Genomic DNA, 14,573 nt, shown 5'->3' with positions numbered 1-14,573 from the left:
CAAGCGTGGATCGATTCCTTGCAGCGCGAAGTCTATCAGTTGCGCTGCGAGGTGGACGAGTTGCGCACTGAAGTGTTGGCCGCGCGCGAGGACTTTCGGCAACAGAGCAGGCAATCGACCGGGTCGGCGCCAGCGGCCGCACCGCTTTACAACGATGCGATGCAGATGGCGATCCAGGGGCATGACGCGACCACCATCGCCCATCATTGCGGGATCGCTCGTGCCGAGGCGGATCTGGTGGTGGCGCTGGCGCGCAACCGCTACGAGGGTGTTTAGCCGCGGAGCCCGGGAAATGGCGAAGCGACCGGCAAACAATTTGTCGCCCGCATCTCCCGCCCTGGCTGCGCCTGCCGCTGTCACGCCTGGGTGGTTAGGGGGGCAAGCCGATCTGAAGCGCCAACTGTGGCGGCAAATGGCCGTTGCCGCGCTCTTGATCGTAGCCGCGCTGGTGATGCTGATCGTGCTGGATTACCTGAGCTCGCAGGAGGAAGAGATGGCTGCGGGTCCGCAGTTCACGCAGCCGGTACCGGTCAGAAAACCGCCACCTTCTGTCGACACCAGGCCATCGCCTGCCGAAAAGCCGCCGCTCGAGCCTCTCGCGGCGGGGCCGCAGGCCAGTGGTGCCGCGCTTGAGAAGTGGCTGCCGGTGGAACCGTCGTCGCCTGAGATCTCTCCGGGCAACGCCGCGGCGGCTGCAAAAGCAGGCGCACCGCCGGTCGAGCCGCTCGCTACGCCGATGCCACGCCTGCTGGCGGGAATTGTCGTGCAATCCGGGATCGTGCCGGATGTGCGTCAAGCCGAAGCGATGCAGGCAAGGTTTGTTGCAGAAGGCATCCCTGCAAGTATCGAGGTGCGTCTGCAGCTTGGCCCTTTCAGGACGCGCGCCGAGGCCGAGGTGGCGCGCCAGAAGATCAAGGGACTCGGGATCGACGGACTGATCACGGTCGGCAAGGTCAGCAGGCCTTGATGGAGCCGTTCTCCGACGCGGGCAGTTGGCGACGCAGGCGCCGGGCAAAAACGGTCATCTCCCTGGCCGCCTGAATGTCCCCCCGGCTTTCGGCAATGACGATCCCCTGTTCATAGGCAGCGAGGGCTTCGGCCGGGCGACCGCCCTCGCTCAGTGCCTTCCCGAGGAGCTTCCACGCCGCCGAATACTGGGGGTTGCTCTCGACTGCCGCGCGCAGGTGGATTGCCGCTTGTTCAAAGTGGCCGGTCTTGAGATACTCGTTGCCCAGCGAATAACGTAGTACGGCGCCGTCACGCGGGCCGCCGAGCAGTTTTTCGAGATTGGCGATCAGCACCGTCGTCATTGATATCCCCCTTTTCAAGCCCCCATTGTAGAGAGAGGACAGCACCATGGCCAGAACGATCATTTCAACCCCACATGCGCCTGCGGCGATAGGGACCTACTCGCAGGCGGTCAAGGTCGGCAGTACCGTCTATCTCTCCGGCCAGATCGGACTTGACCCGGCCAGCATGCAGATGGTCGACGGGATCGACGCGCAGATCGTGCGTGTTTTCGACAACCTCAAGGCCGTGGCGGAAGCAGCTGGCGGCTCGCTGGCCGATGTCGTCAAGCTCAACGTTTTTCTCACCGACCTGGCGCATTTCGCGACCGTCAACTCGGTGATGGGCTGCTATTTTTCCGAGCCGTTCCCGGCTCGTGCCGCGGTCGGCGTGGCCTCCCTGCCGCGCGGCGCGCTGGTTGAAGCGGACGCGGTGATGGTGATCGACGACTGATGCCGACCGCGGACGCCATCGATGCGCCGCCAGTCATCCGGAGCCGGCTGCAAAAGCTGGGTCTGCATCGGCGCGACGATCTCGTCCTGCATCTTCCCCTGCGCTACGAGGATGAAACGCGCGTCACCGCCATCGCCGAGGCCCCCTGCGGTGTGCCGGTGCAGGTCGAGGTCCGGATCATCGATCTTTCGGTCCGGCCGGCGCCGCGTCGCCAATTGCTGGTCCGGGTCAGCGATGCGAATGCTGACGGCAGCGTCCTCGATCTGCGGTTCCTGAGCTTCTACGGCAGCCAGCAGCGGGCGCTGGAAAACGCGCGCAAATGCGGCTACAAGCTGCGCCTTTTCGGCGAAATTCGCGCCGGTTTCCTGGGTCCCGAGATGGTGCATCCACGTTACCGCATCCTCGCCGATGACGAGAAGCTGCCCGACTCCCTGACCCCCGTCTATCCCACCACTGCCGGGTTGTCGCAGGCCAGCCTGCGCCGGCTCATCGCGCGCGCGCTGCACAACGCCGACCTCGCCGAATTGCTCGACCCCGACTGGTGCAACCGTCATTCACTGCTACCCTTTGGCACCGCCGTGACCCTGTTGCACGCGCCGCCGCCCGAGGCCTCGGAAGCGGCGCTGCAGACCTGCAGTCATCCCGCCTGGCGGCGAATCAAGTTTGATGAACTGCTGGCGCAGCAGCTTTCGCTGCGCCGTGCCTACCTGGCGCGCCGGCGCAAGGGTGCGCCGGTGCTGGCTGGCGCCGGCCGGCTTGGCCGCCGTTTCGAGGCTTCCTTGCCCTTCGCGCTGACCGGGGCGCAACGGCGTGTCGTAGCCGAGATTGCCGGCGACCTTGCCGCGCCTTACCCGATGCAGCGTCTGTTGCAGGGTGATGTCGGCTGTGGCAAGACCATCGTTGCGGCGCTGGCGGCCTGTCAGGCCATCGAGGCGGGTTATCAGGCAGCGTTCATGGCGCCAACCGAAATCCTCGCCGAGCAACATTTTCTGAAGCTGCAGGCCTGGCTCGAACCCCTGGGTGTCGAAGTGGTCTGGCTGACGGGCAGTCTCAGGAAGAGCGTCAAGCAAGCCAAACAGTTACAGGCCGCGACGACCGCGCAGCTGATCGTCGGAACACATGCGCTGATTCAGGAGAGCATCGATTTTGCCCGTCTCGGTCTCGCCATCGTAGACGAGCAGCACCGCTTCGGCGTCGTGCAGCGGCTCGAGTTGCGTCGCAAGGGCGGCAACCCGCACCAGTTGATGATGTCTGCGACGCCGATTCCGCGCACGCTGGCGATGAGCTACTACGCCGACCTTGACGTTTCGGTGATTGATGAAATGCCGCCGGGACGGTCACCGATCAGGACGCGACTGTTTTCCGACAGCCGCCGGGAGCAGGTCATCGCCGCGGTGCGCGCGGTTGTTGCCGGCGGACGCCAGGCTTACTGGGTCTGTCCGCTGGTCGAGGAATCGGCGAAGCTGGAGTTGCAGGCAGCGCTGGAAACCTGTGCCGTGCTCAGCGCCGAACTTCCCGATCTGCGCATCGGTCTCGTGCATGGCCGTCTGCGCGGTGATGAAAAGGCGGCGGTGATGGCTGCCTTCGCTGCCGGTGAAATCGACGTCCTGGTGGCGACCACCGTCATCGAAGTCGGCGTCGATGTCGCCAACGCCACATTGATGGTCATCGAACACGCCGAACGCTTCGGACTTTCGCAACTCCACCAGTTACGCGGCCGTGTCGGCCGCGGCAGCCACGATTCGGTCTGTGTGCTGCTCTATCAGCAGCCCTTGTCGCCGACCGCACGGGCACGCCTGAAGATCATTTTCGAAAACACCGATGGCTTCGAAATTGCTCGTCAGGATCTGCTTCTACGCGGTCCTGGCGAGTTCGTCGGAAGCCGCCAGTCGGGCGTGCCGCTGCTCCGTTATGCCGACCTCGAAGGGGATGCCGATCTCGTCGAACTGGCGCAAACCCTGGCCGTCCACTTGTTGCACGCTGATCCCGATCGCGCCAAGCGGCATTTGCGGCGCTGGCTGGGGAATCGGGAGGAGTTGTTGAAAGCGTGACTCGTGTCCAGACGCGCGCGCGCCGGGGAAGATTGTCCGAATTGCCGAGGAAACAGGCCGGCGATAGAGGGCGTGGTCCGGATTGCCTCTGGACCTCATCGGATCGGCAGGGGCGAAAACCGTTACCGGTTCTTGCCGGGGGAAAACCATCATGCATTTCAAGCATCAGCAGGATGGCAAACTCGATCTTCATGTGAATCCGATGCATCGTGAACATTTCCCTTCCTCCTCGGATGACCATCTGATTTCGTCGATAACGAGGCAGGAGCGTTTGCTGACGATATGCTCGCTGTCGCTGGCCGGGTGGGGTGACCTGGGTCATGGCCGGAGTCCTCCTCGGAAACGTTTGAAGTCGTGGTTGGCCGGTGCCCCGCTGGTGACGCGGGTCGCCTGAAGCCGCCTGGTCGCTGGACGATTGCGAGAGCGACTGGGCGGTCGCCGAGACCTGGCCCGAGGCATTGACGTGAATGACGTGGTGGAAGGTTTCACCGACCGGAACAATGGGATTTACCATCGGGAAGCTTTCTCCTGTATTCAATGGGGCGCGCCGCAGGGCGGGAACCGATGCACTTCCCTGGACAAACGACCTGCAGTGCGGCAGAAATTGGTAAAAATAGTGAAGGGGGGTGCTGTCAGTCCGGCTTCTAGGAGGTTGCTGGTAAATACTGCCGGAAAGACAGTTAATCTTCATTACGGCGCCCGGCAGAACAAACTTGAGCCCAATTATGGATATTTATTGACTTTCCGCCGCACTGCTCCAGCCCATCCATCGTGGGTGTCGAAAAGAAGCCCTTGCCGCACCTGCGGTGCCCGACCCACAGAATCCTGCACGGGTAATCGTGGTTGAAATTTCCTGGCTGAGTTTCAGCATGACCCACAACATCCAGGACGACTTCCTCCGGAAGTTCGCCCATGAGGACAGGAGCGTCGTGGTTGCCAAACTGTTGCAGGAGGCCGTCGCTCAGGCATGGCGCAAGCCGCCAAGAGATGATGTGTCCTGAGCGGGAACGCACGCTGGTCAGCGAGGAAGAACTCCGTCGTGTCCGCGCAGAAGGCGGCCTTTGCCGCGACTGCTGACGCTAAATGCCCGCGTGATTCTCAAGTGACTGTCTGCTGGAAGTCGTTGCCGTGTCGATTCGCGAACGGCCCTGATGTGACCGCCGATCCTGCGAAATCGTTGGCGTAACCTTCACATGGGCGGTCATGACTGGAGTCCTTTCCGGTCCAGTGGGACCTCGACGTTCTCCAGTACCGGTTCGCCATCCCGGCGGTGGCGACGGGCGTGCCTGCTGCTGCGCAGTCACGCCCGGACTGTGGTGGTGGCTACTTGCAGTGTTTGGGTTGCGCAATGCCGGTCTGTACAGCAGGATTGTAGCCAGCGCCGTCGCCTACCGCCTTTTGCGCCGCGGGGGCTGCCGCCGCATTCATTGCCGCAGGCAGCGCCTTGCTGAGCTTGTCATACTGATTGTCGAGACACTGCGTGTTCAGGGGGGTTTGTTGCGAGCACGATGCCTCTCCCGCCAGAGCCTCCTTGACCTCCTGGACGCTGCCCAGGTAGGCGCCCCACTTGAACTCGAGGAAATAGGCGTCGGCGCAGGTCACGTTCGGAAACTTGTCCGCACAACTCAGTTCGTCGTCATCCTTGGCGGCTCCCGGAGGATCGCATTTGACGTAGCCACAGCTTCCACGCACCCAGGCCGAAAGGGTCCGCAGCGGGTCGTCCTGCAAGGCACTGATGCTCTTGGGAAGCTGGCTGGGCGTGATGTCACTGCCGGCCGGATCCTTCAGCCAGGTATCGTGCTGTTTGATCATCGCCTGCCAGAAGGCGTCTTCTTTCATGTTCGACCAGTCGGCGATCAGGAACGCATAGACCTTCTTGTCCTTGTCCTTGATGTCGGCATTCCAGACGGCGGTGGAGAGATGATGGTGGTCGGTCAGGTAGAAGACGCCACCCGGCCCTCGCACCATGGGAACCCAGCGGTTGTCGGCCAGCAGATAGTCGTCGAGTTTTCCTGCCTTGGCTTTGCTCGATATCTTTTCCGCCTTGCATTCGACCGCGTCCATTCCCACTGCCGATTGTGTCGGATGGAGTGCCTTGACGTCGATGATGCACCCTCTTTTCTTCTTTTCCTTGAGCGTGATGATCCCTTCGTCATTAGGCCGGGCGACCCTGGTATTCTTGCCGCATTGCGGGATGGCCGCATCCCCCTGGTCCTTGCCTTTTTTGGCTTCAGCGGTTCCGGCCAGGCCAAGCACCAGCAATCCTGAAAGCATGATCGTGACTGTGCGCATCTCGTTCCTCCTCTGTTAAACCAATGGGAAACAAATCACCGTAGGCATTGCAGCCGCCCGCGCGCAGTATCCGCGGCATGGTCGGCGAAGTCAATTCTCAGCCGGTGGGTGAGCAGCCAAGACTTGCCTGCAGATAACATCGGTCGGCCGTTCAGGAGATCATCTTAGGTTTTTCGGGCTCCGGCAGACCAATCGACTGGCCAGCCATCAAGCACTTTTCCTAGCGGATTGGCGTAGGTGGGTACAATGCTCGCATGGATGACATCGAGCAAGGCTTGCAGTTGGCCATTCCAGGATGCTGCACGTGCGCGTGATGATGTCGTTGCTTGCGTGGCTCCGTCGCTGTTGACAGGACTGGCGCCGGAACTGGAATTGCTGGCCTTGATGCCGACGGCAGTCGAGCTGGCCCGGGGAGCAAGGTCGGTGACGCTACCGCCATAGAGATGACTGGCCTGTTCAGCCTGTTCGCTGCTGCCATACCAGGCGGCGACCCTGCCATTGAACATCACGTAGTGGCGAGGTGATTCTCCTGTGGCCGCTTGTGTTGCGAAGCGGGTCGGGTCGATCCCCTTGTTTTGTGTCACGTCGGTGTGCGCCACGAGCTGAAGGGACTGCGCCAGGGCGGCTGCCTCTTCGAGTCTCCTGATGGCGCCAGGACCTTTGGCCGCCACGTTGGCGTCCCGGGTCCAGTCGTAGGCGGTTCCCAATCCACCGGCAATCAGGTCATCGAAATCGATCCCATGGTCCGAACCGGTTCCTCTGTAAAGCTCATAGGGCTTGTAGCCAACGCCAGCGGCATCGAGTTGGGTGCCCAGTCCCTTGAGATCGTTCAGGCTGATTCCAAGCTGCTGCGTGTTGCGCAGGATACTCTCTGCGCAGAAGGCCGAGGTCGTCAATCGGTTCCCTTCCTGATCGAGGTAAACCATTCGCAACGGAATACCGTCGGAATTCAGGTCGACCCCAAGACGTCCGGAAACGAAGCCGGCTGCCAGGTTGCCGGTCAATTTGACCGCATTCGCGAGAGATTCGGCAAAATTTGCCGCATTGGTCGGTTTGTTGGGTGTCGCGGTGGCTGTCGATGCCGATCTTGTCGCGGCTGCCGAAGAAGAAATTTCCATCGTGTGCCTTTCAAAGTAAGTGCTTGACCGAAGCAAATATTGTGCCAGATGGTTTGTTGAGATTCTTCATGCTGCGGAACAACGATTCTGATCGCTGGCTACGGATTCCAGCCGCACGTCGGCAGCGGCGTCTCCGCTGACCGCAGCAGTCGACGCAGCAGGGTTGGCGGCTGCGGCCTCCGCGGTGCGCCGGCGGCGGCTCTTTTCAAGTAGCCTGCGCAAGTCGGTGTCGATTTTTTCGAGCGTGCCGGCGGCATCGATCCACCAGTCGGTCGACCAGACACGCAAAATTTCCCAGCCGAGGCCACGCAACACCTGTTCGCGCAGCTTGTCGCGGTCGCGCGCGGTCGCTGCGCGGTGATAGGTGGCGCCGTCGCATTCGATACCGCTCAGGTAGACGCCCTGGGCATCGGGATGGACGACCGCCAGATCGACGCGGAAGGACGAGGCGCCGACCTGGGTGTGCAATTCCCAACCCTGGTGGGTGAGTGCGGCAGCGACGGCTTCCTCGAACGGGCTTTCAAAACCGCCGAGGCTGCCAGTATTGGCCGTGGCCAGCGCCGGCACGCCGCGTTCGGCGAAATCGAGGAAGTGCTTGAGATCGCGAACACCGATGGCCTGCGTGCGGGCAAGGTTCATCTGTTCTGCCCTGAGGCTCGAAAAGATTCGCAGTTCATGACGGGCGCGGGTAATGGCAACGTTGAGCCGCCGCTCGCCGCCAGCGCGGTTCATCGGGCCGAAGTTCATCGACACGACGCCCGTGTGGTCGGGGCCATAAGTGATCGAGAAGTAGACGATGTCGCGCTCGTCGCCCTGGACGCTTTCGAGGTTCTTGACGAAGACCGGTTCCAGTTCCGCGTCGGCGAAGTGTGGCTCGATCGACGGATCGCGACGCCGCTCTTCGTCGAGCAGATCCTCGATCAACGCCTGTTGCTCGGCATTAAAAGTAACGACCCCGATGGTCAGCCGTGATTCCCGGAAACCGGGGGACTTCAGACGTTCGACCAGATCGGCAACCAGTGCTTTCGCTTCGGGCTTGTTGATGCGCGCGCTGCCTCTCTCGTAGACGCCCTGATCTACGTGATGAAAACTCACCGCGTGGTCGGTAGTGACCGGCGAAGGGAAGGTTACCAGCGAGCCGCCGTAGTAGCGGTGGTTCGAGAAGGCGATCAGGCTCTCGTGGCGGCTGCGGTAATGCCAGGCCAGGTTCATTGTCGGCAGGTTGGCACCGATGCATTCATCGAGAATACTTTCGAGGTCGGCTTCGACATCTTCTTCGTCGAATTCCGATTCGGCGCGGTCGAAGAAGTTGGTCGGCGGCAACTGCCGTGGGTCGCCGACCATGACCACTTGGCGGCCACGCGCGATCGCACCGATGGCATCCCAGACCGGGATCTGCGAGGCTTCGTCGAAGACCACAAGATCAAAGGTGCTGGCATCGGTAGTCAGGTACTGGGCAATCGACAGCGGGCTCATCAGCAGGCACGGCGTCAGTTGCGTCAGCGCTGTCGGGATGCGCCGGATCAGCTCGCGCAGCGGCAGATGCCGCTTCTTCTTGTGGATCTCGTGGCGCAGGATTCCCCATTCGGAGCTGCGGGTTCCCCCGTCCTGCGTCGGCAGTGCGGCGCACAGCCCGGCGCGAACGCGTGCCCGCGTGAGTTCGGTAAAGCGCTCGTCGAGAGCGCGGAAATCGTTGATGCGCTGCTCGTGTTCGGCGGCGACGAAGCCGCGGATGATCGGTTCCTCATCAACCACGGCGTTCAACCACCAGCGGCTGTAGTTGATCTCGAAAGCATGGCGTAGCGTGCCCGGCGCGATTTCTCCTTTCTCGATCGCCGTGACCAGCGGCGCCAAGCCGAGATCCTGTGCCTGTTTACCGACCTTGCGCCAGGCACACCAGGCATGCAGCCGGTTTGCCGAGCGGAGAATCGCGGTGCAGCGCTGATCCAGCTGATCGAGCGGGATATCCGCAAACGCGTCACGAGCCTCTTCCGAAAAGCTGCCGGTCGCACAGAGACGATTGATTACCGGCGGCAGCGCACCGCAGGCGTCAAGGTATGCGTCGGCAGCGCCGGCAAGCGGACCAGCGGGATCGAGACAAGCGCCGTTGTCGCCAAGGAGACGTTGCAGCGACACCTTGACGGCGGTGACCTCATCGGGTGAGTCGGCGAGTTTGGCGATTGTCGCTGCGACCGATACCTGAAACTTCAGCGCCTGGTCGAGCTGGTCGATGCGGGTCTGCAGACCACACCAGAGGCCGGCACCGACTTCGCGAAGGTCTTCGTAATGGTCGAGCTGTTCTTCGACGCGGGCGCGTTGCTGTAGCCAGTGATGGTCTGCCGCCAAGGTGGTTCCGCAGTGGCCACGCGCCACGCTGGCGTGCGCGCCGGCGAGTTGGCCGGACTCACGAATCGCCTGCAGTGCACTCTGGAAGTGGAGCGCTGCGGTGAGGAGTTCCGGACGGGTACCAAGACCGGCCCAGAGGTGCTCGGTGGGCGAACCGAGAGGGTCCAGCGTCTGCAGCTCGGCATCGAGTGCCTGCAAGCGGTAGAGCTGTTGCAACTGCCGAGCCAGGCGGTTGCCACAGTGACCGTCGGCGACTGCCGGGAAGCGATCAACCCTGCTGCAGGGCTGCTCGATGTGCAGGGCTCGCAGCGCTTGCTGGAAGTGGAGCGCGCACTCGGCATGTTCTGGCCGCGTTCCGAGGCCGGCCCAGACGCCGTCGGTTGCGTCGCTGATCGCCAGCGTCTGTACCTGCGCGCGCAGCGATCGGATCCTGGCGAGCGCCAGTAGGTCGCCGGCAATCTCCGGCTCGCCGGTATCGGCCAGGACGGTCTGCAGCGTCGCGCGAAGCCGGCGTTTGGCCAGCCAGGACATCGGCCACATGGCCTGTTCGGCCTTTACCCAGTCACGCTGGAGTTGGGCCACGTTCAACTGTTCGACCTGCGGGTTGTACACCACCGACAACTGTCCGCTCAGGCGGCGAATCTCGGTGAGGAGTCGCAGGCCCTGCTGTAGATCCTCGATGACCGCTGCCGACCAGGGCTCACCGATCTGCGCGAAGATCTCGCGGCGCTGCTGCAGCAAGGCCAGTCCACGCCAACAGGCACTGACCACGGCCTCCGGCCAGGGCGGCGAAATTTCGCCGCTCATTTCGCGGTGTCTGGTAAGCAAATCCCGAGCAGCCTGCAAACGTTCGACAATGCTTGCAGTGTCGGTACGCAGGACGAATCGCCAGTCGTGGCCTGCGGCCTGCGGCAGGATTCTTGCGAGGATGCCGAGGGCACTACGCCGACGACGGTCAAGTGGCGTGCGCGGCAGTCCGCTGACATGACAGAAGTGCTCCGCGGCGTTCTGCAGAACCTGCAGTGCACGCTGGGCATCGCGCACGCTCTCGATGAAAGTTTGTTGCCAGCTGGGTGACCAGTCGGCGTGTCCGACCACCGCCAGCGGGCCGTTCCCGAGATCCGTCTGGCCGACTGCCTGTGCATTGACTTGCAGGCGGTCGGTAAGCTCGCGCATCGCGGTCATCGCGGCCGCATCGTGAGCATCGGCGCTGTGCCACGACAGGGTCAGCACCGGCACCTTGCTGGCCGTCTCGCCGCCCTCACCCTGGAGCACGCGCCCGATGGCCCGGTAAATCGTCATGCCATTCGGGTGTTGCAGATGCAGACGTTCGACATAGACGTTGAGCTGGTCGCGCAAATCTTGCAGGCGCTGCGCTTCGACGCGCCAGGCGTCGGCATCGATGCCGCCTCGCGCCGTCCAGGCTGCCTGCAACTGCGCCAGGACGTCGAGCTTTCTGGCTTTGCTGGAATGCAGTTCGAGGCAGAATTCACCGAGACCGACTTCGCGCAGGCGCCGGTAGACCATATCGAGCGCCGCCATCTTTTCGGAGACGAAGAGTACCCGCTTGCCCTCGGCCAGGCACTGCGCGATGAGGTTGGCGATGGTCTGGCTCTTGCCGGTTCCCGGCGGTCCGATGAGGACGAAGTCCTTGCCGCGCACGGCGGCGATGATCGCGGAAAGTTGCGATGAATCCGCGGCCAGCGGGCAGAAGGTCTGCTCCGGCGCGAACTCGCGGTCCAGCCGGGTGCGATCGGGAAAAGCCAGTTGCGCGGGATAGCTCTCGCGCGGCGTGTCGATCAGATGACGGACAACGGGATTGTCGCGTAATTGCTCGGTGCGCTCGCTGAGGTCTTTCCACATCAGATGCTTGGCGAATGAGAACATCGACAGCACGACTTCTTCGCTGACTTCCCAGCCCTTGATGTCCTTGATCGCCTGCGACACCGATCGCCAGATCGCCGCGACGTCGAGGCCACCTTGATCCCTGGGCAGTTCGCCGTCGGCAACCCCGAGACTGAGTTTGAAATCCTGGCGCAGCATCTCGATCAGCGTCGGGTTGAAGCGCGGTTCGTCGTCATGCAGGGTCAGGGTGAAACCCGAGCGGACACTGCGGCGGTTCAAGGTTACTGGCACCAGCAACAGTGGTGCGCGGTAGCGTTGCCCGATCCGCTGTTCGCCTTTTTCGTCGCGGCTCCAGCAAAGGAAACCGAGTGCGAGGAAGAGGGTGTTCGCGCCGCCCTCCTGGAGCGTGTTGCGAGCCGTGCGATAGAGATCGACCAGGCGGCTGTCGAGTTCATCGTCCGTGATCGCGATAAAGATCTCCCGGCGTTGCAGAGCGTCAAGGGCATGCTGGCGGCGCAGATCTTCGCGCTCGCGCGCTTCGTGGATGGCCAGATTGCGAGGGTCGGTACCGTTCATGAGCTCGGGCTGGGGCAGCAGCTTCAAGGGCAGCATCTCCGATAGCCGATCTTCAAGCGCAGCGGCGTCGGGAGCCTCGAGCGTCAGCGCCTGTTTGCTGCTGCGGAAATTCAGCAGCTTGTTGCGCAGCGACAGGTCGAGCAGTTTGCGCTGCCAGCGCGCGAGGCGATCCGCGGGCTTGAGCGTCGCCGGGTCCGCTTCTCCGGAAATATCTTCGTCCGGCAGTTCGGGCGCTTCGGTAAATGCCGGTTCGAGTGTCGCTGGTGGCTCGCCGATGGTCGCGGTGCTGGGCCGGTCGACACTCGCCAGTGGCTTGATCCGCTGTAGGCGGGCGCGCCGGATGTCGACCGCGAGTTCGAAGACGTCCTCCTCGAAGATGTTCTGCTCGCCGCACTGGACGGCATAAGAAAACGCCGGCGCCGGCCGCTGCGTCACCAGCGTGGATTCGAAAAGCAGCAATTCCTTGAGCTTGACACGTTTGCGCAGGGCCGAGACGTCGTCGACGACGCTGCTCGAAAACTCTTCGGGCTTGAGCCAGACGCCGGCGAAGGCGTGCTCCTTGGTGAACACCAGCAGCGGATTCAGACCGGCCTGCTCGATCGCCGAGGAGAACAGCAGCGCTAGGTCCAGGCAGGTCGCGAGCCCCTGTTCGGCAAGCTGGGTCGGTCCGCGCACCTTCTGGCCACTGTGTTCGAAACTCGCCGGTGGCAGCGCGTAGTCGAGCCCCATGGCGGCGACGGCACTCCAGATGCCGGAGCCGATTTCCCAGGCACGCCGGGGACCGCCCTGGTAGCCATTCAGCGCCGGGCTCCGGCCGTTCCTGCGCAGCACCTCGGCGGCCTGCTTGAGCAGGCGCTCGACGGCCGGGTCATTGGGTTGCACGAAAGCGGCGACCATGTCCGGGAGTTGTGACAGCCCGCCCCACTGGTTGCGAGGCAGGAGCTGCACGCAGCGTTCGAGTCGCGCCAGTTCGCAGGCGGTATCGCCACGGCGACGCAGGACGATGGAGGCAGTCGCCGTTTCGGCCTCGGTCAGGCGGCCCAGCAGCGCCGCATCGAGCCGCACATCGACATCGCTGATACGGTAGTGTTGGCCTGCTCCGAGCGCTTCGATCTGCCAAACCTTCGTTTGCAGGAATGCCGGCGTCGATTCGATGCAAAGTTCCAGACTTTCGAGTGCCTCATCGGTGTCGTTGACGATACTCAGTTCGCGGAGCATCGGCACCGCGTTTTCAAAGTCTGCGAGATTCAGCTTCGCGATCAGCTCAGCGTCAATGCGCAGAGGCGTCAACTGCTGCTTGCCCGGCTGGCCTTGATCCATCGCCTCGTCACAGCGGCAGTGAAACGGGTCCGACACCCGTCACTTCGGGAGGGGTCGCGTCAATCTCGCTCCTGCGCATAGTCTGGAAATCACTCGGGGGGCGGACGGTCTGCAGGAGAATAGCAAGACCCAAGGCAAGGGTGGACATGTTTTCAATGTTTCGTTGAGTCGTGGATTCGGGTAGCCATGCCAGGCAGGCGGCCTATCCGCAGATTCTCGCCAGCTGGTCGGGGCCAAGCCGCTGCAGGTCTTCATTTTCTTGCCAGCAGCGCCGTTCCACATTGGCGTGCGCGTATGCACGACTCTCGTCTGCGCTTTGTTGCAGGAAGGTCTTCAGGATGCGTTGCAGGTGACTCGGAGAAGGGAGCATGCTGGCGTAGAAGAGCACCCATTCCTGACGCTTGATGAGCAGTGTTGGGAAGTTTTCCACCTCCAGGTCACCCAGGTCGTCTGCGTGCACCTCGATATCGAGCCAGTAAAAACTTGCTGCAGGAAACTGCTCGGCAGTTTCCTGGAAACCGCTGCGGTATTCCCGGCAAACACCGCACCATTCGGCACACAGGCAGACGACCAGGAATTCCGCAACGGCGCCTGCGGCGCTGTTCGGGAATATCGGGTGATGCATCACTTCGATGACGTCCTCGCTCTTCCGGCGGCTCCAGGTCGCGGACTTCGATCACGTCGCTGTTGTCCGGCCGTCTTCAAGCGTCAGCCTGGTTCCGCAGGAGTTGTTGAATGTGGCCGATGAGTTGTTCTTCGGGGTATGGCTTGCCGAGCACCACATTGACTCCGGCGGCAGCCGCATTGGCACGTAGCTGTTCGTTGTCGGAGGTGACCAGAATGATCGGCAGGTGAGCGGTGCGAGGATTGGCACGCAACTGGCGTGCCAATTGCAGTCCATTCATTCCCGGCATGTCCTCATCGGTGACCAGCACATCGGGTGTCGATACCTCGATTTGTCGCGCCGCGTCCAGACCGTCCTCGGCCATCAGGACCTGATATCGGTGTGCGGTGAGCAGGCGGCTGGTCTTGACCCGGACCACCTTCGAGTCGTCGGCAATCATCACCACGGTTTGTTCCTCGGTCTTAATCTTCGGCACACGTGCTGCGGCCGAGGCCGCCAGGGTCCGACGCTGGGCTTCCTCGGCAGCCTGACGTTGGGTTTCGCGCTCGATCGCAGCCTCAACGGCTTGGCGTTCGTTCTCTTCCTGGCGAAGGGCTTGTTCTATGGCCAGGCGGTCGGCCTCGCGGCGGGCAGCAGCTTCGGCAGCCTGACGTTCGGCCT

General features: G+C 62.7%; 11 protein-coding genes. 5 read left to right on the top strand and 6 right to left on the bottom strand.

Features of this window, described 5'->3' with window-relative positions; all coding sequences use genetic code 11:
* Positions 1–276 (top strand): DUF2802 domain-containing protein (locus CAPSK01_RS06005; protein WP_273703184.1); only part of this gene is annotated, 276 nt, incomplete at its 5' end.
* A 136-nt stretch (positions 277–412) separates the two neighbouring features.
* A complete protein-coding gene (locus CAPSK01_RS06000; RefSeq protein WP_034923688.1) occupies positions 413–967 on the top strand; it encodes an SPOR domain-containing protein in 555 nt (184 codons plus the stop codon).
* Here the strand turns inward: CAPSK01_RS06000 and CAPSK01_RS05995 are convergent.
* Entirely contained in the window at positions 954–1,310 is a 357-nt protein-coding gene (locus tag CAPSK01_RS05995; protein WP_034923685.1) for a tetratricopeptide repeat protein, read from the bottom strand. The two genes, CAPSK01_RS06000 and CAPSK01_RS05995, sit on opposite strands and share 14 nt — an antisense overlap.
* Positions 1,311–1,356: 46 nt before the next feature.
* On the opposite strand from CAPSK01_RS05995, the gene CAPSK01_RS05990 reads away from it, so the two are divergent.
* The 3 genes from CAPSK01_RS05990 to CAPSK01_RS22080 all read left to right on the top strand — a co-directional run bounded on the left by CAPSK01_RS05990 (position 1,357) and on the right by CAPSK01_RS22080 (position 4,792).
* Positions 1,357–1,740 carry a RidA family protein gene (locus CAPSK01_RS05990; RefSeq protein ID WP_034923684.1) on the top strand — a complete coding sequence of 128 codons (384 nt, stop codon included), beginning with the start codon at positions 1,357–1,359 and terminating at the stop codon, positions 1,738–1,740.
* Positions 1,740–3,791 (top strand): ATP-dependent DNA helicase RecG, encoded by a 2,052-nt coding sequence (gene recG / locus CAPSK01_RS05985; RefSeq protein ID WP_273703183.1) that lies wholly within the window; start codon positions 1,740–1,742, stop codon positions 3,789–3,791. Before CAPSK01_RS05990 ends, recG begins: the two co-directional genes overlap by 1 nt.
* Before the next feature lie 869 nt (positions 3,792–4,660).
* A complete protein-coding gene (locus tag CAPSK01_RS22080) occupies positions 4,661–4,792 on the top strand; it encodes a hypothetical protein (RefSeq protein ID WP_273703182.1) in 132 nt (43 codons plus the stop codon).
* Between the two features lie 322 nt (positions 4,793–5,114).
* On the opposite strand, the gene CAPSK01_RS22075 is transcribed toward CAPSK01_RS22080, so the two are convergent.
* The 5 genes from CAPSK01_RS22075 to CAPSK01_RS05955 form a co-directional block, all read right to left on the bottom strand.
* Positions 5,115–6,083 carry a ParB/Srx family N-terminal domain-containing protein gene (locus tag CAPSK01_RS22075; RefSeq protein ID WP_273703181.1) on the bottom strand — a complete coding sequence of 323 codons (969 nt, stop codon included), beginning with the start codon at positions 6,081–6,083 and terminating at the stop codon, positions 5,115–5,117.
* 164 nt (positions 6,084–6,247) lie between these two features.
* Complete coding sequence (locus tag CAPSK01_RS05970; RefSeq protein ID WP_034923679.1) at positions 6,248–7,201, bottom strand: hypothetical protein; 954 nt, start codon at positions 7,199–7,201, stop codon at positions 6,248–6,250.
* A gap of 66 nt (positions 7,202–7,267) precedes the next feature.
* On the bottom strand, positions 7,268–13,288 hold the full coding sequence (locus CAPSK01_RS05965; RefSeq protein ID WP_273703180.1) for a DUF4011 domain-containing protein: 6,021 nt from the start codon (positions 13,286–13,288) through the stop codon (positions 7,268–7,270).
* 202 nt (positions 13,289–13,490) lie between these two features.
* A complete protein-coding gene (locus CAPSK01_RS05960; RefSeq protein WP_034923675.1) occupies positions 13,491–13,913 on the bottom strand; it encodes a thioredoxin family protein in 423 nt (140 codons plus the stop codon).
* A 76-nt stretch (positions 13,914–13,989) separates the two neighbouring features.
* Positions 13,990–14,573: response regulator (locus CAPSK01_RS05955; RefSeq protein ID WP_273703179.1), on the bottom strand; the 584-nt coding region annotated here is incomplete at its 5' end.

This window comes from Candidatus Accumulibacter vicinus, assembly GCF_000584955.1.
Taxonomy (GTDB): Bacteria; Pseudomonadota; Gammaproteobacteria; order Burkholderiales; family Rhodocyclaceae; genus Accumulibacter; species Accumulibacter vicinus.
The sequence above is the reverse complement of the archived record's forward strand: the minus strand, read 5'-3'. Positions and strand labels throughout refer to the sequence as shown.

Excerpts from the sequence above, each read along its gene's own strand:
- CAPSK01_RS05960 (WP_034923675.1), bottom strand. The coding sequence starts at position 13,913 with ATGCATCACCCGATATTCCCGAACAGCGCCGCAGGCGCCGTTGCGGAA.
- CAPSK01_RS05990 (WP_034923684.1), top strand. The coding sequence starts at position 1,357 with ATGGCCAGAACGATCATTTCAACCCCACATGCGCCTGCGGCGATAGGG.
- CAPSK01_RS05995 (WP_034923685.1), bottom strand. The coding sequence starts at position 1,310 with ATGACGACGGTGCTGATCGCCAATCTCGAAAAACTGCTCGGCGGCCCG.
- CAPSK01_RS22080 (WP_273703182.1), top strand. The coding sequence starts at position 4,661 with ATGACCCACAACATCCAGGACGACTTCCTCCGGAAGTTCGCCCATGAG.
- CAPSK01_RS05965 (WP_273703180.1), bottom strand. The coding sequence starts at position 13,288 with ATGGATCAAGGCCAGCCGGGCAAGCAGCAGTTGACGCCTCTGCGCATT.
- CAPSK01_RS22075 (WP_273703181.1), bottom strand. The coding sequence starts at position 6,083 with ATGCGCACAGTCACGATCATGCTTTCAGGATTGCTGGTGCTTGGCCTG.
- CAPSK01_RS06000 (WP_034923688.1), top strand. The coding sequence starts at position 413 with ATGGCCGTTGCCGCGCTCTTGATCGTAGCCGCGCTGGTGATGCTGATC.
- recG (WP_273703183.1), top strand. The coding sequence starts at position 1,740 with ATGCCGACCGCGGACGCCATCGATGCGCCGCCAGTCATCCGGAGCCGG.
- CAPSK01_RS05970 (WP_034923679.1), bottom strand. The coding sequence starts at position 7,201 with ATGGAAATTTCTTCTTCGGCAGCCGCGACAAGATCGGCATCGACAGCC.